This window comes from Pirellulaceae bacterium (assembly GCA_019636385.1).
In the GTDB taxonomy this organism is placed as follows: domain Bacteria; phylum Planctomycetota; class Planctomycetia; order Pirellulales; family Pirellulaceae; genus Aureliella.
In genome coordinates this window covers 1,473,629-1,493,080 of sequence record JAHBXT010000001.1, presented here as the reverse complement: position 1 = coordinate 1,493,080, position 19,452 = coordinate 1,473,629, and the positions used below count along the sequence as shown (strand labels likewise).

At 52.6% G+C, this 19,452-nt stretch carries 20 protein-coding genes; 7 read left to right on the top strand and 13 right to left on the bottom strand.

The genetic code is table 11. The annotated features are described in order from the left end of the window. Window positions 1-198: 198 nt before the first annotated feature. The 5 genes from KF752_05505 to scpB form a co-directional block, all read right to left on the bottom strand. Window positions 199-384 (bottom strand): hypothetical protein, encoded by a 186-nt coding sequence (locus tag KF752_05505; protein MBX3420999.1) that lies wholly within the window; start codon window positions 382-384, stop codon window positions 199-201. Between the two features lie 289 nt (window positions 385-673). Further along, the gene (gene hemA / locus KF752_05500; protein ID MBX3420998.1) at window positions 674-1,951 is read right to left on the bottom strand and encodes a glutamyl-tRNA reductase; all 1,278 of its coding nucleotides are present in this window, start codon (window positions 1,949-1,951) and stop codon (window positions 674-676) included. Next, on the bottom strand, window positions 1,951-2,847 hold the full coding sequence (locus tag KF752_05495; protein ID MBX3420997.1) for a hypothetical protein: 897 nt from the start codon (window positions 2,845-2,847) through the stop codon (window positions 1,951-1,953). Before KF752_05495 ends, hemA begins: the two co-directional genes overlap by 1 nt. A 163-nt stretch (window positions 2,848-3,010) precedes the next feature. Next, window positions 3,011-3,415 (bottom strand): hypothetical protein, encoded by a 405-nt coding sequence (locus tag KF752_05490; GenBank protein ID MBX3420996.1) that lies wholly within the window; start codon window positions 3,413-3,415, stop codon window positions 3,011-3,013. A 23-nt stretch (window positions 3,416-3,438) separates the two neighbouring features. Beyond that, window positions 3,439-3,984, bottom strand: a complete 546-nt coding sequence (scpB, locus tag KF752_05485) for an SMC-Scp complex subunit ScpB (protein MBX3420995.1) — start codon at window positions 3,982-3,984, stop codon at window positions 3,439-3,441. Window positions 3,985-4,303: 319 nt separating this feature from the next. Between scpB and KF752_05480 the strand changes: the two genes are divergently transcribed. After that, on the top strand, window positions 4,304-5,089 hold the full coding sequence (locus tag KF752_05480; GenBank protein ID MBX3420994.1) for a hypothetical protein: 786 nt from the start codon (window positions 4,304-4,306) through the stop codon (window positions 5,087-5,089). 42 nt (window positions 5,090-5,131) lie between these two features. Here KF752_05480 and KF752_05475 read toward each other — a convergent pair whose 3' ends face one another. Further along, window positions 5,132-6,163, bottom strand: coding sequence for a mechanosensitive ion channel family protein (locus tag KF752_05475; protein ID MBX3420993.1), 1,032 nt, complete (start codon window positions 6,161-6,163; stop codon window positions 5,132-5,134). Between the two features lie 176 nt (window positions 6,164-6,339). Further along, the gene (locus KF752_05470) at window positions 6,340-6,591 is read right to left on the bottom strand and encodes a carbon storage regulator (GenBank protein MBX3420992.1); all 252 of its coding nucleotides are present in this window, start codon (window positions 6,589-6,591) and stop codon (window positions 6,340-6,342) included. 505 nt (window positions 6,592-7,096) lie between these two features. Between KF752_05470 and KF752_05465 the strand changes: the two genes are divergently transcribed. Together KF752_05465 and KF752_05460 are read left to right on the top strand one after the other, a co-directional pair. Further along, a complete protein-coding gene (locus KF752_05465) occupies window positions 7,097-8,695 on the top strand; it encodes a hypothetical protein (GenBank protein ID MBX3420991.1) in 1,599 nt (532 codons plus the stop codon). After that, the gene (locus KF752_05460) at window positions 8,682-9,146 is read left to right on the top strand and encodes a hypothetical protein (GenBank protein MBX3420990.1); all 465 of its coding nucleotides are present in this window, start codon (window positions 8,682-8,684) and stop codon (window positions 9,144-9,146) included. The genes KF752_05465 and KF752_05460 overlap by 14 nt, the downstream gene beginning before the upstream one ends. Here the strand turns inward: KF752_05460 and KF752_05455 are convergent. The 3 genes from KF752_05455 to KF752_05445 are packed head-to-tail and all read right to left on the bottom strand — an operon-like array spanning window position 9,143 to window position 11,330. After that, the gene (locus KF752_05455; protein ID MBX3420989.1) at window positions 9,143-9,601 is read right to left on the bottom strand and encodes a hypothetical protein; all 459 of its coding nucleotides are present in this window, start codon (window positions 9,599-9,601) and stop codon (window positions 9,143-9,145) included. The genes KF752_05460 and KF752_05455 overlap by 4 nt on opposite strands. A gap of 8 nt (window positions 9,602-9,609) precedes the next feature. Beyond that, the gene (locus tag KF752_05450; protein MBX3420988.1) at window positions 9,610-10,065 is read right to left on the bottom strand and encodes a response regulator; all 456 of its coding nucleotides are present in this window, start codon (window positions 10,063-10,065) and stop codon (window positions 9,610-9,612) included. Continuing rightward, the gene (locus KF752_05445) at window positions 10,062-11,330 is read right to left on the bottom strand and encodes a serine hydroxymethyltransferase (GenBank protein ID MBX3420987.1); all 1,269 of its coding nucleotides are present in this window, start codon (window positions 11,328-11,330) and stop codon (window positions 10,062-10,064) included. Before KF752_05445 ends, KF752_05450 begins: the two co-directional genes overlap by 4 nt. A 258-nt stretch (window positions 11,331-11,588) precedes the next feature. Between KF752_05445 and KF752_05440 the strand changes: the two genes are divergently transcribed. From KF752_05440 to KF752_05430, 3 genes are all read left to right on the top strand, one after another. Next, on the top strand, window positions 11,589-12,689 hold the full coding sequence (locus tag KF752_05440) for an ATP-binding protein (GenBank protein ID MBX3420986.1): 1,101 nt from the start codon (window positions 11,589-11,591) through the stop codon (window positions 12,687-12,689). A 499-nt stretch (window positions 12,690-13,188) separates the two neighbouring features. Further along, window positions 13,189-14,304 carry a DNA polymerase III subunit beta gene (dnaN, locus tag KF752_05435; GenBank protein ID MBX3420985.1) on the top strand — a complete coding sequence of 372 codons (1,116 nt, stop codon included), beginning with the start codon at window positions 13,189-13,191 and terminating at the stop codon, window positions 14,302-14,304. Window positions 14,305-14,376: 72 nt separating this feature from the next. Further along, window positions 14,377-15,321 carry a deoxyhypusine synthase family protein gene (locus KF752_05430; GenBank protein ID MBX3420984.1) on the top strand — a complete coding sequence of 315 codons (945 nt, stop codon included), beginning with the start codon at window positions 14,377-14,379 and terminating at the stop codon, window positions 15,319-15,321. A 98-nt stretch (window positions 15,322-15,419) separates the two neighbouring features. On the opposite strand, the gene pdxH is transcribed toward KF752_05430, so the two are convergent. Further along, window positions 15,420-16,064, bottom strand: a complete 645-nt coding sequence (gene pdxH / locus KF752_05425) for a pyridoxamine 5'-phosphate oxidase (protein ID MBX3420983.1) — start codon at window positions 16,062-16,064, stop codon at window positions 15,420-15,422. A gap of 42 nt (window positions 16,065-16,106) precedes the next feature. Beyond that, window positions 16,107-16,886 (bottom strand): 2-phosphosulfolactate phosphatase, encoded by a 780-nt coding sequence (locus KF752_05420; GenBank protein MBX3420982.1) that lies wholly within the window; start codon window positions 16,884-16,886, stop codon window positions 16,107-16,109. 125 nt (window positions 16,887-17,011) lie between these two features. On the opposite strand from KF752_05420, the gene KF752_05415 reads away from it, so the two are divergent. Continuing rightward, complete coding sequence (locus KF752_05415) at window positions 17,012-17,953, top strand: DMT family transporter (GenBank protein MBX3420981.1); 942 nt, start codon at window positions 17,012-17,014, stop codon at window positions 17,951-17,953. Here the strand turns inward: KF752_05415 and KF752_05410 are convergent. Then, on the bottom strand, window positions 17,950-19,347 hold the full coding sequence (locus KF752_05410; GenBank protein ID MBX3420980.1) for a Gfo/Idh/MocA family oxidoreductase: 1,398 nt from the start codon (window positions 19,345-19,347) through the stop codon (window positions 17,950-17,952). The two genes, KF752_05415 and KF752_05410, sit on opposite strands and share 4 nt — an antisense overlap. Between the last annotated feature and the right edge of the window lie 105 nt (window positions 19,348-19,452).

Here is a 19,452-nt window from a genome sequence, read left to right as displayed (position 1 = left end):
GAGATGTAGCTACCGTCAGTGTAGTTACCGTTTCCAGACCGTGGTCTAGCTCGAGACCCATCGTCTGGCAGTGGTAGCTACGGTCAGTGTTCAACGACTGTCACTGTCAATCCACGCGCAAACCCAGGTGTATCGCTGCACCTGGGTTTTTTGCTGGTTTGGAGAACTCGGCGTAGGTCGTCAAGTTGATCCGTGGAACTACTTGTAGTGCAAGCCAACATCTCCGTGAGGAGTCGTAGCTTGTTTGCGAGCGCCACGTCCAGAGTGCCCGTTCGGTGACGAACCACGCACTTCCTGACGATCCAACGCGACAATCTGGCCGGCTATCAACCAGATGCCCACGAAGAACACTCCCAACACCACGTGAAACCACTCTAGTGACATGGGAAACCTTATTGCGCTAAGAGTAACACATCCATGCGCAATGTTTTTGACGAGCATGGATCCTTAGCTCGCCAACACTTGGGGCTATAACGCCCCACTGTCTGTATCGGCTGTAATTGCCACCCAGTGGAAGAATACCTCCAGACCCGCGCAAGTCACCGCAGCCGACAGACTAACCGCAATCCGCAGCCCTGCTTCTTGCCGCCCAACACGCCTGTTCGGCCGGCTCACGTCTGTAGGCCTACCCGCAACTTTTCAGCCGCCAGGCAAGCTCCTGGGCCAGGCTGGGCTAGTCGTTAATCTGAAAGAGTCGACGGAGTGAATCTAAAAGAGTGGCGTGATGGGTGCTGTCAGCGTGATCGCGCAACGATTGCAGCGGGGGATGAAGCAGCTTGTTGATCAGCCGATCAAATGAGTGGCTCAGCTCCTGCTGAACGGCCGGATCTAAATCGTGTGACCGCAGCTTGTCTAGCAAACGTTTGAATTCTTCCTGCTTAATTTGCTGGGCTTGATCTTGTAGGCGTTTGATAGTCGGTCCGCTGCCGGCATGACGGCTTTCGGCCATGAACTTCTGTGTCTCTTGCTCGATAATCTGCATTGCCTTGGGCCATTGGGCTTGGCGGGCCTGCATGTTTCGCTGACAGACCTGTTGTAAATCATCGATGGAGTACAAATACGTGTCTGGCAAATTAGCGATGGCCGGATCAAAGTCGCGAGGCACGGCCAAATCCAGAATCAGTACTGCGTGCTGTCGGCCCGAGCGAACTCGTCGAAATTGACTGGTGCTGACGATCATCTCGGGGCTGCTGGTGGTGGAAATAATCAAATCTGCTTCGGCCAGAAATAGGTCCAACAGATCCCAGGGTTCCGCCTGCAGCGAAAACTGTTCAGCTAGCTCTTGAGCCTTGGTAAAGCTGCGATTGACGATCCACATCTGCCTGGCACCCGCGTCCTGGAGATAGCGGACTGTTTCGACTCCCATATCGCCTGCGCCGATTAAGAGAATTTTCTTATCGTCAAAGCTCTCGAAGAATTCGGTAGCGATCTCGCTTACTGCTACGCTGGGTACGCTGATGCGTCGCTGTTGAATCGTAGTTTCGTTGGCCACGCGCCGCGCGACAGCAGTCGCTCGCTGAAACACTCGGTGCATCAAACTGCCCGCCCGGCCCTGCTGGCAGGCCAGATCGTAAGCGCCGCGAACTTGAGCTTGAATCTGTGCCTCACCAACGATCATGCTATCTAGGCTGGCAGCAACTTTGAAGAGGTGCTGGATGACGGCTGTTCCATCGAGTTCCAAAGCTTGCGGCCTGAGCGACGGATAGTCCAGTTGATGAAAGCCAGCCAACAACGCTCCCAGTTGTTGACTGCCAGGCAATTGCTCAGGTTGTTCGGCTCCACAATAGGCTTCGACCCGATTGCAGGTGCTCAGCAAAACACATTCAGAGTCGGGGTAGCGCTCACCGAGTTGTTGCAACACTTGAGCCGCCTGTTCAGTGGAAAAGGCTAGGCGCTCCCGTAGTTCGATGGGAGTGTGGTGGTGACTCCAACCTACCATCGACCAATGCATTAGCGCTCCGCCTTCCGTGCTACTGCCGGAGTTGCAGAATCGACGGATAATGCCGATTCGGGATCAGTAACTGGGGTGGCGCGTTCGCCATGTGCTGCGCGCAGAACCAGCAAGAGCACTATGGCTAGAAACAAGAAATTGGCGATGCTTAAATAGGCGCTGCGCCTACCGCCGAGAGACCCTTTGGAGCCATATTCCAGCAAGGCGGTAATGGCTACCCATACGAACAGTGCCAAGCTCACTAAGACACTGCCACTATACCATGCCATTTGTTGATCACGATTGACATTCAATAGAATTCCCGACACCATACCGACCGCCAGTGCCAGTGTTGCCGCATAGATGCTTAAGCGGTTCATCGAGCGCAAGAATTCCAAGGCTGGCAAGCGCAAAGATCCACTGGTATTGCGTTTCGTCTTCAGTCGATGAGACTGCACCAAGTACATTAGGCCAAAGGCAAATCCTTGGCCGATGAACATGGTCCCCAGCAACAAGCTGACACCATGCGTGCGGCCCCAAAAGCTGATCTCAGATGTTTCTGCAAACGATTGCCCGCCTTGCGCAACACTGGCCAGCCCGATCAATGCGAGAACGGTAGGTATCAGGAACAACCCCAGATGACCGTTGGGATTGCGGGCCATCAGCAACGTGCACACCGCCGCTAAGCCCCAGGCAGCCAACACGCACCATTGAAACCAATCGCTCAACAACCTACCGGAATCTGGCTGCAGCAATTGATTGACCAAGAATATCGTATGGGCCAGCACACCAGCGCTCATACCAAACACAGCCAGCGCTTGCCGCCACGGTATGCGGAAGAAAAGTCGCGCCAGCTCTAGACCAAGCACAGCCAGATAGCTGAAAAGAAAACAGGTCAGCGAAACTCCGGTCAGCACGTGTGGCTCTCCTGCATTCCTCGGCGATTGCGAGGTCTTTTAACCAGGCACGCACGCCAGACATGGTTGCTGCCGGCTGTTGCGAAATTTCAATCAAATTTGCTGTAGATCGCTGAGATAAGACCAACGCTATTGGACTACGTACTGTGATGTTGTCGACCGACTACTCCCAATCGTCATCCTCATCCTCTTCCTCTTCGTCATCATCGTCCCAGTCATCGTCATCATCTTCCTCGTCGTCATCCCAATCTTCATCCTCCTCCTCTTCCTCTTCTTCGTCGTCTGCGTCGTCGACTTCCTCCCACTCTTCCTCTTCTTCCAGATCTTCTAGCTCCTCTTCCTCGTCCTCTTCGTCATCAGCCTCTTCGGCGTCGTCCGATTCTTCGTCCTCCCAGTCGTCCAGATCTTCTTCGTCCTCAAAATCATCCTCTTCATCATCTGAGTCGTCCTCTTCAAAATCCTCATCCTCATCGATGGCGCGGATGGCTGCGGACGAAGCTGTTGCTAACCATTGTTTGGTGGTCGCTGAGACAGTCTGTCGTATTGCGGCTGGGGTTGTCTTTCTCACTGTGGACTCCTTCTACTTCCGATTCAGTTGCAAACTTCAGATGATGTTGATTTTTCGCTAGGCTGCGAGTGTATTGCCCAGTTGATCCGGGGTAAGCGATCGGCAGATCGCAATCCAAACATTTGTAAAAACCGTTGAGTCGTTTCGTAAAGGTAGGGACGTCCCAAATCTTCACTGCGACCACTAATTCGAACCAAATCCAAATCCATGAGCTGTTTGAGCAACTCGCTGCAGCCTACTCCCCGAATCGCCTCTATTTCGGCTCGCATTACCGGTTGCCGATAGGCCACGATGGCCAAGGTTTCCAGGGCGGATCTCGCCAAACGAATTTCACCGGGCATGTATGCCAGCTTGCGCAACCATGGCGCAAACACCGGCCGTGTCATCATGGCCAACCCTCCGGCTATCTCCTCGATTCTGTAGGGTTTACCACGAGAATCATAAAACATGTTGAGTTGGCGGACTAGTGTACGCACTTCTGTAGCATCCGCCAAGTCTGCCAGCTTACTGGCTTTGCGAGTGCTGATACCCTGAGGCGATAGTATGAGGATGGCTTCTAGCCGGCGCATTTTTTCTGCCTGCGATTGTACCGACTGCGGCCTGTGACTGGTGGTGGGCTCAGTCTGCCGAGTCAATAGATGAATGAATCGCCAATAGCTTTGCCTGGAATTGGCGAAATTCCCTATTCTTGGGGGGCAGAGCGAACCTGGTTGACGCTGGCTTTTTTGATTCATCAAGTTACCTTTGGAGCCGCCGAAGTGGTTGCCTAAGTAGGCCATCGGCTATCTTGTGGTATAAGAGGATGCGGGTCCTGCGATAGACAACCAGACGATTCGTTGCGACCTGATGCCACACCCCACACCACTTCTCATTCCCAAAATCTGTGCCGTGAGCCGACCAGAATCGAGTATACAACTTAAAGGTCAGAGGGTGTCACATCTGGTCAAAGGTTTGATCGGTTTGTTTTGCTTGATCATCCTAGGATCGGCCTATTATTGGGCGTGCCGGGTACAGGGAGTAGAGTTCAATCCGGTAACGTGGCAGACTCGTGGATTCTATTTTTTAGCCGATCCGCTAACGAATTATCAAATCCGCGGAGTAGTTCACAGTGCACCGCCAATCTCGATAAGTTCTGACGTTACTAAGTTGATTGCCACTCCCAAGTCACCTCCGGTAGATTCTGAATCGGCTGAGCCGTTTTCGATTAACCGATTATTGTCTGCCAACTACAACCGGTGGGACTTAGTAGAAATCAGTGACTATCGAAGGACCTCCAGCGGCCCGGCCCAGGTGCTTGCACTCCTGTTGATGCAGCGACAGCGGCGGACTGGAGGAGCGCCCGTCGAACACTGGAATGCGTGGAGCGCTCAACATCCTAAGAAGGCCGCCGTATTCTGGCCGGCCGTTCAACAATTGGCGGTATTGCAAGTTTACTCAGACATTCCTGCATTGTTTGAATTGACGTTGGTAGAGACTACTGAATCAGAGTTTCGCCAGGCCTTGAGCGACCACATGGCAACTGTTCTAGCTGGGCGAGCTCAAGCCAGCCTGGATCAGCAGGATCGCGCCGCGAGCCTAAATTTCGCTCTAGTAGGACTGACTTACTCGGCAGAGCATCAGCAGCTTCTAGAAATAGTAGAAGCCGCTCAGCCTGCGAGACCTTTGAATCAATGAAGCTATCTGGCTCCACAGCTAAAAAGTGGTGTCAAGTTAACGCTATTCAGGGCCTTCACCGCGAGTGCGTGGCCGAATTTTTCGTTGGCTATCGTGTTGCGCAAGTAGATTGGGCATAGCCAGTGAGGTGGGTGGCAATGGTTCGGGCGTGGTTAAGCTGCTGCGGACCTGGGCTGACATTTGCAGTTCTACTCGTTGGCGGGCAATGCCAATTGCGTATTGATCCAAATGCCGTTTGATCTGCCCCAGCAGCAACTCTTTGGCTATGAAAAAATTCTCCTTGGCAACCCACATTCTAACTGTCCATTGAACCAGATTCTGTCCAAGATCGGTCATTAACACCTGCGATCCGCGGTCTTCACCCGGTATGATCCATTGCGAAATCGACTCGACACACTCTGTCAGCGCCTTGCGGGTCTGATCGAGATTGGCAGCCAGCTCTACGCTTACGACAACATCTACGCGGCGGTGAGCATGATGCGTCATATTCTCTATGGTATTGCCGGCAATTGACGAATTTGGAAGGATCAACCGTCGGTTATCGGTGGTATCCAGCGTCGTCGTAAAAATGTCGATTTCGTTTACCTTACCAATCACTCCGGCGACACCGATCAGGTCACCGACCTTAAAGGGACGAAAGACCAGCAGTAACACGCCGGCCGAGAAGTTGCTGAGTGTTCCCTGAAATGCCAAGCCAATGGCGAATCCAGCGGTGGCCAGCATCGCCATGAACGCCGAGATTTCGATATTGAGTTGCGAGCAGATGGTTAATGCAAAGACCAGCAGCAATCCATAAAATGTGAGCTTGCCGATGAACTTGCCCAACGTCTCGTCGACACGCGAGCAAATCAAGGCTTTGACTCGCGTAGATATCAATTTTGACACGAAATAGGCTGCCAGAAGACTTAACAGCCCCAAGGAAGCTGGCAGGACGATTTTGTCCAGCAGCGTGATGGCTCCTTGGGAGAAGTCCCCCTGTTGGAATGCCTGCAAAAGCTGGCTAAGGGCGCGAGAAAACGACCACTCGGTTGACGCGGCTGCCACTAGCATCGTGGGTACTTCTACCTGTCCCATAGTCGAATTTTTCCAGCAGTAATGCCTTCCATCCTCGGTGACGCTGACGGCCCCTTGGAGGCTTACAATACACGCTGGACGACTCGCAATGAAACATCAGTTCCCTTGGCAACGCTTTACCCGCCTGCCTATCCCTACGCATCGCATCAAGGACTGTCAGTCTCTATTAGCCTTAACTATATTGCCTGCTTTTCCATTTCCCGAGCGTCCGAATCGAGGTCCATGGTGATCGTCGCTGCGCAACGCAGCGGCACCACCCGCGGCCCCGAGTTCTTGGTCTCGTCCTTCAACTCCCCGCGAAAGATTTTCACATCCACCGGTGCCTCGATCCCCACCGTTACCCGGTTTCCCGAGATTCTGGTTACAACCAACGTGATGTTGTCTCCAATTACCAGCTTCTCACCCTCTTTGCGACTTAGCACTAACATCGTCCGTTCCTCCTTGTAGAAATACCGGTTTAGCCCGATAGCACCACCATCAACTACGAACACCGTGTGATCGAGCCAGCCATTCCTCAACTACTCACGATGCTTTAATAAATACGCTACGTTTTGTTGCCGAGTTCGATCTGCTTGATCTATCTCATTAGACGACTGAGCATGGACACCTTTGGACCAACTTGGGAAGAATTGTGAATTTTTTTGGATTTCTCAGTTATTGCCCAACGTTATAGCGGCATGTTCGGGTAACTCCCGCATTGGATCGCTGTGCTAGCATTCAGGATTGCAATGACAGGCAACCTAGTTCTGCTTGCATGGCTGCGTCCCAGAAGCCATACCACCAGCAGCATTAATTCTGACTGTGCCGATTTTAGCGATCAGACGGCGGAAAATGGCTGGAGAACAACTGCTTTGGGTGTCAAAAATACCGCTTGACGTTAGGAATCGTGCATAGTTTTCTGCCGGTATGCTTGGCCACTGGGAGGTAGACAGAATGTCTACAGAAGTTTCGTTGGTAGCGCATCCTGTTACCTGGAAGACTTTATTAAACTCGCGTAATCAAGCGGCGACCACTTTGTTGGAAGCCTGCCTGGCTAGCCCTATTGCCGCACTGCGACATCAATGTCTTCGATTGCTCTGCTCGCGGGATTCTGAGCAGGCCAACCAGTCGATTTTGCTAAACTGGAAGCATTACGATCACCACGATCTGCTGTACTTGCATGAACAGTCAACCAAATTCTTCGCTGCCGCGCGTAGCTTACTATCCTTTGGCGATCATGACCAACAAGTTCTTGCCTTGGTTGTAATTTCCGAATTGAATCTATCTGATTCTGTGGATGTGGTCTTGGAATTTGCACTCAATGCCGAACATTCTCTGCACCAGCCGGCTGCCAGCTGCTTGCTTTCGATGTGTCAGCGACTTGGACGCCAGGGTCGCTCGGGAAGTTTAGAATCGTGTCCCGTCCGTTCGCTGTTGATTCAGAAGCTGCATGCTCACATTCTGACCAACTGTCAGTCATCGCTATTGATGCAGGCGTGGCTGACTGTAGCTCACTGGGAAGATAGCCAGATGCGCAGTTTGTTGATGGACCCGAGCCATCCGGCATACCTGCGTATGCTGACTCATCTGGCAGCTACCGACGATCCGGCGGCTTTGCAATTATTAGCCGGATACTTTGCGCGGCCGACGACGCCTCAAGGTATTTTGAACTTAATTGTCGAACACACCAATCCTTTACTACTGGTCGAAATGGCGAAGCTGGTTGGTGACGAGGCTTTAGATTCTACGTTGCGTCGATTGCTGACTGTACCAGAGTTGGCCTGCATTCCTCAGGTGAATTTAGCTGAATTGAAACTGAACCGAGCGGCTGAACGACGCTTATTGCTGATGTTAGCAGCCTCGCGTGACGACATTGCCTGGACACTGGTCTCTTGCGTGTGCTTATCCAGCGGCAATCAAGTCGATACGCGGCAGTTGGCGGCAGAGATGTTGATGTGGTGCAAGCGGCCAGCTTTAGAAACGTTAGTGCGTTGGTTACAAGCTGATTCCGTATTGCCAGAAGAGCGACAGGTGCTCACACGAGCTGTGCAGGCGATATTGGATTGGCTACGGAGCCCCTCCAAGCTGTTGCGTCGCTCAGCAACCAAGTTCTTCGAAGAATTCTCGCTTGACAGCCTTTTTCGCCAGATTCAACATTGGCCGGCTCAACTTTGCCGCTTCATGGCTGAGTTGGTAGCCCGCGTGGACCATGACGTTCCCGAACAGTTGCGGCAACAACTGTCCAGTCCGTCTCGACAAAGGCGTTTCGCTACATTGCAGGTCATTGAGTGGCTGCATTGCGAGGAACTCATTCCCGACGTTCTGGCGAGTCTGTCGAGCGAATCTCATCTAGAGAACCGTGTGCGCGCCATCGATGCGCTGAGCATACTTTCGGAGCATGCGTTAGATCAAGTGATGCCAGAACTGTTGCTGGATCCAAGTACAGATATCGTCGATGCCGCCAACCGCGCTCTGCGACGCATTGGTCGCCGACACCATGTGCAAACGTCTTCATCCGCTACCAGTGGAGAACCATCTCATGCCGTTGGTTAACTCATGGGCTAGTGTCTGGTCGCTGAGCGTACTTGCTGAGTCGCGGTTTGGGGCGATGTCTACCGCTTTTCGCGATAAGAGCGCGACCAACACTAAGGCTCTTTGGATACTAATTGGTGTTCTGTTGGTAGCCGGTGGTTTGGCTGTGATCATTCGATTTCTGTATGTCCAGCACCAAAAACGCCTGAGTAGTCACGATCCTGGACGGTTATATCGCGAACTCTGTACGGCTCATAAATTGAGCCGTGCTCACAGGCGTGCCTTGTTGAAATTGGCGCGAGCACTAAAGTTGAGCCAGCCTGGATTGGTGTTTCTAGACCCGAGCGTTTGGCCGGATGCCGATAAACTGCGCGAACTCGTGGGCAATCGCCTGTACGGAGTGCTCTGTCAGGTACGTCGCCACATCTATCAGGAAACGTCGTCCGCTTCGCTGACTTCCTACACCGATTAGCGTGCTGGCTCATTCCACGGCAGACGTTCCAAGATACCCGCCGTCAATTCATATCGACATTGATTCCGACGCGGGACGCCCCCCAGAATGACATTCAATGCCGGTGGCAACTGGGCCAGGTCGGCAACCACCAATTGGGCGCCGGCTTCTATCAGACAGCCCAGCTGTTGCGGACTATTGACTGCCCAATAGACCATGAGGATCGAAGTCCGGTTGTTGCTTCTGGTCTGAGCAATATTGGAGCAAATTGCAGCTACTTCCGATTCTGTCCATACCGTCCACACGATCAATCCTGGCTGATCGACTCCTGGTGCCAGCGCGGGCTTTCGCTCTGCTTGCAGTCCTGTCTTGGCGGACCAGCCGTCGATACAAGTTTGGATTAGGCTGGTGACTGTCTGAGTGGCATCCAAGCAATACCACGTTAGCCAGCAATCTTGTTGCAGATACCGGGTCATCACAGGCTCTAACCGGCTACGGCAGGGCCGTTATGCTCGTCCATTTCGCTAATGTACCGTCGTAATCGTTCTAATTCGTCAGTGGTATCCTTCAAGCGAATCATATTCTGAACTCGCTTGACTAACTCGATGCGGTTGACTGGCTTGGAAAGAAAATCGTCGGTACCGGCTCGGACGCCGCGTTCAATATCACCTAGCTCATTCAGGGCAGTGACCATCAAGATCATCATTTGCGAGGTCGCTGAGTCTTTCTTCAGCAATTGGCAGACTTCGTAGCCGCTACGTTTGGGCATCATCACATCCAGCAGCAAAACATCTGGTTGGAAGCTGTGCACCTTGGCCAATACATCTTCTCCGTCACTGGCCATTTCAATGACGCAGTCGATGGAACTTAGATATGCCTCCAACAATTCACGATTGGCGGCGTTGTCGTCGGCGATTAGGATTCGAGCTGGCTTGGTCACGTTGGGCGCTCTGCAGGTACCGGGTAATTCTGACACAACGATTGGACTTGGCTGCGAACTTCCGTTTCCTTATGGTTGTCGCCAGCGGCGCGCAGTACCTGACCGATCCACCGGCCGATTTGTTGCATTTCTGCGGCTCGCATACCGCGCGTGGTGAGGGCTGGTGTTCCAATGCGAATGCCGCTTGGGTCAAGTGGCTTGCGAGTATCAAACGGGATCATGTTCATGTTGACGGTAATTCCGCAGCGGTCTAATATTTCTTCGGCTTGCTTGCCACTCAGACCAATGCTGGTAACGTCTACCAACATTAGGTGGTTGTCCGTGCCCCCACTAATTAATCGCAACCCCTGAGTCATTAGTTCTTCGGCTAGTGCTTGGGCGTTTTCTATGACAGCGCGGCCGTATTCCTTAAAGCTTGGCAGCAACGCTTCCCCGAAGCACACCGCTTTGCCAGCCACGACATGCATGAGTGGTCCACCCTGCAGCCCAGGAAACACTGCGCTGTTGATAGAGCGAATGTACTGATGTTTACAGAGTATGACTCCCGAACGAGGACCGCGCAGTGTTTTATGCGTCGTCGATGTCACATAGTCCGCTACCGAAACCGGATTATCATGCACGCCAGCAGCTACCAAACCCGCATAATGTGCCATGTCGACCATCAGCGGGATGCGATGTTGAGCTGCTATGTCGGCAAATTTTGCGTGCAGAATCTCACGGGGATACGCACTGGCACCAGCTACTATCAACTTCGGTTTGTGCTCGGCAGCTAACCGCGCCACCTGGTCAAAGTCGATGCGATGTGTTTGCGGATCGACCCCGTAGGGGATGAAGCGATACAGCTTGCCAGAGATATTTAGCTTCATTCCATGGGTCAAATGGCCGCCTTGTGCAAGGTCTAATCCCAACACTTTGTCCCCTGGTTGAAGACAGGACACATACACCGCAGTATTAGCCTGGGAACCGCTGTGAGGCTGGACGTTGGCAGCCTCGGCTCCAAAGAGCTGTCGAACCCGGTCGATGGCTAACTGCTCTACTATATCCACATATTGGCAACCGCCGTAGTATCGTCTACCCGGATACCCCTCAGCGTATTTATTGGTCAAGACGCTGCCGACCGCTTCCATGACAGCCCGCGACGTGTAATTCTCGCTGGCTATCATCTCCAGCCCGTCTTGTTGCCGACGAGACTCTGCTTCAATAGCCTCCCAAATTTGGGGGTCTTGCTGCTGTAATACAGGTTGGCCGATGAGTTGTTCGGTCATGGATTGATAGTCATTCGTTTCTAGGTGTTCTAACCGCTGCGGATGGCGGCAGCGACGTTCAGTAGCTAGATTTTCTGTGGCGCAGGTCGATCGTCAACGACCTGAAGGGGATAACGAGGCCGATAAGCCAATGTTTTAGCCGATATCCTCCAATTTGTTTGGTTGTTCCGAGACGATTGGATCATCGTCTGTGGGCGACTTTGAGTTATATTTTGACCACTGAACTACTTCGCTGGCTCATTGGACGTGTTTAATCCTGTGCCTATCTCCAAATCATCATCCGCCCCTGACCTGTACAGCTTTCCACTGGAACGCCCCACGTCTGTTCGCCGGTTGTTGCCGGGATCGTCAGAGAACTGGTTGACGGATGAGTATTGGATTGGGCCAGAAAATCAACTGGTTCGTTACCTGCTGACCCGCGATGGACCTTTGAATCTGGCAGCGATTTCTCCGCTCGTGCTGTATGGCCCAAAATCTGTTGGAAAGACAGCTTTAGCTATCACTCTGGCCGTGTTGTGGTCTCGGCAACTGCAAGAAAAGCCGATCTGCTTTATGACGGGTCAAAACCTGACTCAAGAATATATCGCCGCTTCAGAGATCAACGACTTTAACGCTTTTCGCAAACGATTGCGCGGTGCTCGGCTGCTGGTGTTGGACGATTATGACTCGCTGCATGACAAGCCGTCTGTTCAAGCTGAGCTGTCGGCTACCTTAGACTCTTTGTTGCTGGCCCAGCGCCCGGTTATCGTAACTAGCCGTTGTCTACCGGCTGCCCTATCAGGGTTTGATGGCAAACTAGCCAGTCGGTTGTCTGCCGGCTTATCGGTGCCTTTGGCTCCACCTGGTGAATGTGCGCGGCAAGCCATCATGGAATCTCTGGTTGCCAAGCAAGATCAAGATATCACCGTGGCGGCTATCGCTGCCCTAGCTCGCGATTTGTCGCGACACCAGATACTCTCAGCTACCGATATCGGTCATCTTGTCAGACTTTCCAAGCTTTACCGCCTTGATAATGGTTCCTTGGATCGTGATAAAATCCTGGCCATGATGCGTCAGTCTAGCTCACTGGACACACCTTCGCTGCCGGTTATCGTCAAGAGTGTCTGCCGTCGAACTCGCATCAAACTACGAGACATGCGAGGGCCTTCGCGGCAAGCAAACATAGTGCGCGCTCGAGGCTTAGCCATCGTCTTAGCACGCCACTATACATCGCTAAGCTTGATGCAGATTGGCAATTACCTGGGTGGGCGAGATCATTCAACGATCCTACATGCCTACACCAAAACGACTTCGCTATTGGATATTGATCGTGAACTGGCCAGTATTTATGGGTCTATTCTGGCGGACATCCTGGCTTGAACCAGTCACGCTACCCTTGTGGAAAGTTTGTTGTTTGCTGTTGGTCAAGGTTCATCATCCGGCTGCTCTGGCTCGTGATGGTTAGCCATCGTCAGTTAATGGCGGGTGATCAACAATTTATTACAGTTGGTTGACCTTACGCTGCCATTTTTTGCTCTGTCAGTTGTTTGTCGAAAGCGTCGTTCAAATCCCTGAAACCATTTGAATTTTTCGGTTCACGCCCCTGTGGATAACTCTCGGTTTGATAGACTCTACTACGACTACTCTTCTATTAAATCTAGGGAATTGAAACCCTCTGACCATGCGGCCTGACCATTGAATCACTTGAGATAAAAGTCCCAGTATCGCTATCGGTGACCACAACGCCTTTCCACTGTTCGCCATAGGCGGTACAACAGCGTCTAGCCAAATGGAAGAATATACAATCTCAGCGGTTCGGGGACACGTTAACCGCACCCCAGCCTGAAAATGACGCTTCGACGAGTGGAGAAATATCGAGATGAAGATAGCTTGTGATAGGGAAAAAATGGCCTCAGCCTTCTCGTTGGCCAGCGTGGTGGCCAATGTCCGCAGTCCCAAGGAAATATTACAAAACGTCAAGATCGAGGTAGCCAACGATATGGTGACGTTGATGGCTTCCGACAAGGAGACTGGCATTCGTATCGGGGTAGAAGGTGTAGACATACTGTCGCCAGGCAAGGCACTCTTGAACGTAGCTCGCGTTGGGCAGATTCTCAAGGAAAGCAGCGATGAGAAGCTAGAATTCGACTGCAACGATAGCCGCATTCGCATCCAAGGTCAGCACAGTGAGTTCAATCTGCCAAGCGCCAATCCCGATGAGTACCCAACGGTAACCGGTTTTGAAGAGGAAAAATATCATGAGATACCGGCTCGGCTATTCAAAGAGATGGTGCGACGAACCAGTTTTACCACGGATCCAGACAGCACCCGGTTTGCCCTGGGCGGAGTATTGCTGGAATTGAGCGGCGATAGTGTGATCGCTGTGGGAACTGATGGTCGTCGCCTGGCTCGAATGGAAGGTGTGGGAAAATCGGTGGGCGGTCACGAGACGATAGGCAACAATGCCATCGTACCGATTCGTTCATTGACGCTAATGGAGCGAACCATCAGCGATCAAGACGAGCTGGTACATGTCACTTGCCGCACCAATGACATACAAATACGCAGCAATCGCTGTGTGGTCTACTCCCGACTGGTCGAAGGTAGATTTCCCAACTGGCGACAAGTGATTCCACACCGCGACGATTCGATAAAAATCAATCTAAGTGTGGGACCATTTTTCAACGTGCTTCGCCAAGCAGCCATCGTGGCTGATCAGGAATCGCGAGGACTCGATTTTGATTTCGGTGGTGGCACACTGTTGTTGTCAGCAAAAACAGCGAACTACGGTCAAAGTCGAGTCGAAATGCCAATCGACTACGATGGAGAACTCATCAGTATGAAAATGGATCATCGCTTCATAGCGGATTTTCTGCGCGTGTTAGAACCAGACATGAAATTAACTCTGGATATCGTCAATGCGACCTCCCCTGCTCTGCTCACCACAGACGATGGTTATGCCTACGTCATCATGCCCATGGCCGTAGACAAGTAAATCGTTAACAAACCTAAAGTATTCCCGTAAACGGCTGGTGACAAGGAACGAGGCGTGCACATTCGTCGATTCATGGAACGCCATTATCGGCACTTCAACGCGCGCGAAACTCTAGCCACAGCGCAAGCTTACGAGAAATTCGTCGACGACGGCGGCAAAATGATGGTGTCATTAGCTGGTGCCATGAGTACAGCGGAGTTGGGGATATCGTTAGCGGAGATGATCCGTCAGGGCAAGGTACATGCCATCAGTTGTACCGCCGCCAACCTGGAAGAAGATTTATTCAACCTATTTGCTCACAATGACTATCGGGTGATACCCGACTGGCGAGCCTTAAGTGCCGAGGACGAAGTCCAACTCTATAGCCAAGGATTCAATCGCGTAACGGATACCTGCATCCCCGAAGCGGTGATGATGCACATGCGGGAATACTTAACGAAATACTGGGTTCAGCAAGGACTCAGCGGCAGCGGATTGTTTCCTTACGAATACTTCTACAAATTGCTCGACGAGACGGAACTGCGGCAGCATTATCACATACCCATTGAAGATTCCTGGGTCTACGCCGCCAAGCAAATGAATTTACGCATCTACTCGCCGGGAACGGAAGACAGCACGCTGGGCAACATGTTTACCGCCCGAGTGATGGATGGCACGGTCAAGACTCATGCAGCCTTACGGTCAGGCACCGAGCAGTTGCAGGTCTTAGCAGAGTGGTATCGCGAGCAGAGCCGCAGTAGCCCTATCGGCTTCTTTCAAATCGGTGGAGGGATAGCTGGCGATTTTGCGATCTGTGCCGTGCCCATGCTCATCCAAGATCTGGAACAAGATGTCCCAATGTGGTCGTACTTTGCTCAAATATCCGATGCCACTACCAGCTATGGAGGTTATTCAGGAGCCGTACCAAATGAAAAAATCACTTGGAAGAAGCTGAGCAAGTCCACACCCAAATTCATGATACAGAGCGATGCGACCATCGTAGCGCCGCTAATCTTTGCGTACGTGCTCGGTCAGTGACTGACCACAATTCGCCATTAGCCGCACAGGTCGGAATGTGCAGAGCACCAGGTCATGATCTGGTGAACGTGGCTGCCAGCGTTTAAAACTAAAGAAAATTAAGGCGCTAAGCGAACTCGTTGCCACGCACTTGAGTTATCCGAGAGCCGATATTCAATGCGGTCATGAAGTCTTCGCGAACCACCTTGCCAGAATTCAAATCGCCAAGGTTCAATTCGGTAGCCTCCCCAAAACGACGGAAGTGGGATTGGGCCCTCACCAAACCGGCGTTTTAGCTCTTCCCACTTAGCCTCCAAGATACTGCGATTGGAGACAACCTGGCTTTGTTGAGACACCCACGCACCCAATTGGCTGCCCCGAGGTCGAGTCGCAAAATACTTGAGCGATTCGGCACTGGAAACTCGGACTACCGCACCGCTAATTTCTACTTGTCGATGCAGACCGTACCAGGGAAACAGTACGGTAACTTGAGGATTGCTGGTCATCTGAATAGCCTTGCGGCTGCCATAGTTGGTGAAGAATACGAGGCCATGTCGATCAAAATACTTCAGCAGCACCGTTCGCTGACTCGGACGTTGTTGATCATCGACGGTGGCCAGTACCATCGCATTGGGTTCTATCAATTGGGCTTGTACGGCCTGATCGAACCAGCGCTGAAACTGTTCGTAAGGACATTCAGCCGTGGTAGCCACATCATGCTCTTGATTGGCATACTCTTGGCGCAAAGCGGATAAATCCATCATACTCCTGGCAGTTAAGGACTTGCTGGGCAAGACATAGCCGGCTCAATTATAGTTCGCATCCGGTTCAAACTTCGATATCAAAAGCCCATCGATCGATCGTCGAACTGGCACAACTTCACAGAGGTCAACTTGTCCAGCGAAAGCGACATCCTCCCCAAAACCGGCGCGAATCAGATTCTGAGCACCCACAAAACGTTCCAACTCAGTGGACAAAGCAGTACCACGCGATATGGCTTGCTGCCAAGCGTCCATAGCGATCACCGCTGAATCATCGAGAGCCAACGAGCCCTGGCCCATGACCCGCTCCAATTGCTCCAAGATGGCTCCAGCCGCTAACAGGTCTTCACCGGCAATCAACCCGTCGGTTCCAGAACAGATCAGATGCCAACAATCCATTGAGGCCTGACTCATTAACCGAGCCATCGCGGAGCGATTGACAAAAGCGGCTAAATAACAATTCGAAAACTGAGCCGTCGACAGGATGGCTTTTGTGCCATTGGTCGTGGAAAAAATCAAATGTTGGCTCCGTACGGTATGCGTCTTGAATTCCAAAGGACTATTGCCCAGTTGAAAGCCGGGAATGGGACGACAGTCACGTTCGCCACATAACAGGGGTCGAGGATGGCCTGAACTGTCGGCAAGCTGCCGGGCGTCGGGAATACTCTGGACAGCCAGGATCGACCGCGCACCGGCTGATAACGCCTGGACAGCGGTCGTTGTAAAGCGCAATGTATCGACGACTACCGAGCCACAACGCAGCGCAGGGTCAGGTGGAACCAACAGCGTTGGTAACATGGCAACACTAACAGGCAGACGATTCATATTGTCGAGTAATGATGTGTTGTGGTCGGACAAAGCGGCCTACCAGTGTATATTGAACGGCCTCATCCCCAAAGTGATGAGAGCGATTCGTCATCGACTCACAATCAGAAAACGACATCTTGACCGTGCAGCCATCATCGCTAGCCAGGCCGTCAGCGCACCATGATTGGGTAGCCGATGGGTTGTTGCTATTCACGGCCCTATTGTGGGGCATCAACATCGTGGTCTTCAAGGCGGCCATCACTGGCACGAACGCCTACGTGTTTAACGCATTGCGACTGTTATTTGCCGTATCGACGCTGGTCGTGATGGCAGCTATTGAATGGCAGCTTTACCCTGCGATCCGTGTCCGAATGCGCACCTTACCCTGGCTGACAATAGCCCTCTACTGCCTGCTCAATGGAGTCATTTATCTGTTGGCCTATGTTCAAGGCATATCGTTGACCACAGCCGGCAATGTAGCGTTGATCTTTGCATCATTGCCGATGTGGACGGCAGGCATGTCGATGTTGTTATTCAATGAGCGATTGCCTGGCATCGTATGGACAGGGTTGTTGATCACTGCAGTGGGGACGGGGCTGATCATCCTGAATGGAGCTGGCCAGGTCAGCCTCAGCAGCCAGTACTTGACTGGCAATTTGTTCGTGCTGATAGCCACGTTGGCTTGGGGCAGCGCCACGATCCTCAGTCGTAATCTGTTGCGTGTCTTGACACCGCTACAATTGGCCGCCTTCAGCTCGCTAGCGACCACGCCTATTCACTGGTGTATAGCTTGGCAGCATTTGCCAGATGTCCTGCGAACATCCCATGCGCCCGGCTATTGGGCAGCCATGGCTTACAGCGGCGTGTTTTCCACGGGTATAGCCTATGCGGCCTGGAACGCCGGTGTGCGCCGCGCAGGAGCGTCCTACGCTTCAATCTATCAAAACGTGGTAACACTAGTCGCCGTGTTGGGGGGCTGGTGGCTGCTGCGCGAACAGTTGTTAGCGGTCCAAATCATCGGCGGCGTAATGACCATTGCCGGACTGCTGCTGATGCGCCGCGCTCGTTACCAAGCCCACTGCTAAACCTGATTGATATCTGGTATTTCAAATCCAGCTCGGTTGGGATCCTTCAGTAGCGCGTTGGCTGCGTCCGCATGATCACCTACGTGGCGTTCGGTTTGAGGATCGAAGGTCAACCACGGTCCAACCCGATAGGTCGTACCATCCACCGGCACGCCCACGCCGTCGGCCATAATCGTGTGCAGTCTGCCAAAGTGCTCAGCCGCATCGGCATTGTCACCAAAGCGACCCGCGGAGACATCAAATGGCAGTGCTTCTCCCAAGCGATACGAATTGTTCATCAGGTGGCCCAACACGCATCCGTAATGAGCCTCAGCGGCATTGCCATTGGCCATTTGCGGATCACCGGCGCGACAAGCCGCGATGAATGATCCCCAATTACCTCCGGGCGTTACCTTGCCAGGGGGTACATTTACTTTGACGCCCTCGGTACTGTCTTTGGCATAGTACATACCGCGAACAATGCGGCCACCATCTTCAAAGTAATATTCGTTCTCAACCTGCTTCTCGTAGCCCTTGTAATTCACATTGCGAACGTTGAAGAACACTTGTTGTCCATTGGGGTATTCCGCCAGAGCAAACATCGTGTTGGGCGTTTCGCCTTGGTCGTCCCACATAAAACGTCCACCAATGGCCATGGCGCGAACCGGGTGAGTTTGGTCAGGGTCAATTGCCCAGCGCGCAATATCCAGTTGATGCGTACCCTGATTATTCAAATCACCGTTGCCGGTATTCCAAAACCAATGCCAGCCGTAATGTACATAATTGCCATGAAACTGCTGTACATCCGCCGGTCCGCGCCACAGATTCCAATCCAGTTTAGTTGGGGGCTCACCCACCGGCCGATTGCCAATGGTATTGCGAGGCTTACAGCAATAGCCGTAGGCAATCTTCAATCGACCAAACTTGCCTTCATGGATGGCCGCATGCAAACCGGCGATTGAAGCGTTGCTGCGATTTTGCGTGCCGTGCTGAACGACGACGCCATATTTCTGCTGAGCAGCGACAGCGATGCGACCTTCGGCCACATCGTGGCTCATCGGTTTTTCGACATAAACGTGTTTGCCTGCCTGTGCCGCCCAGATCGTCATCAGTGAGTGCCAATGATTGGGCGTAGCGATCGAAACAGCATCCAATGTTTTGTCTTCCAGCGCATAGCGAATGTCGGAGGTGGTTTGTGGCTTCATCGCACCTTCGGTCTTTTTGTCGATGATCGCCGCAGCGGTACTCAAGACATTGGAGTCGGGGTCAACCACCCAAGCGATCTCGACGTTTTGCTGTTCCAACCAGCCGCTGATATGCGCGTGCCCTCGGCCATTGAGTCCAATCACCCCGATTCGCAGGCGATCGTTGGCCCCTAGCACAGCACCGGAAGCTCGCGTACCGGTCAAGATCAACGTACTACCCGCAGCAGCAGAACCTGCCAGGAATTGTCGGCGGCTAGAACGCGAGGTCTGACGCGATGGAAATAGGTCCGAGCGGGACATGTGGCGGGCTCCTAT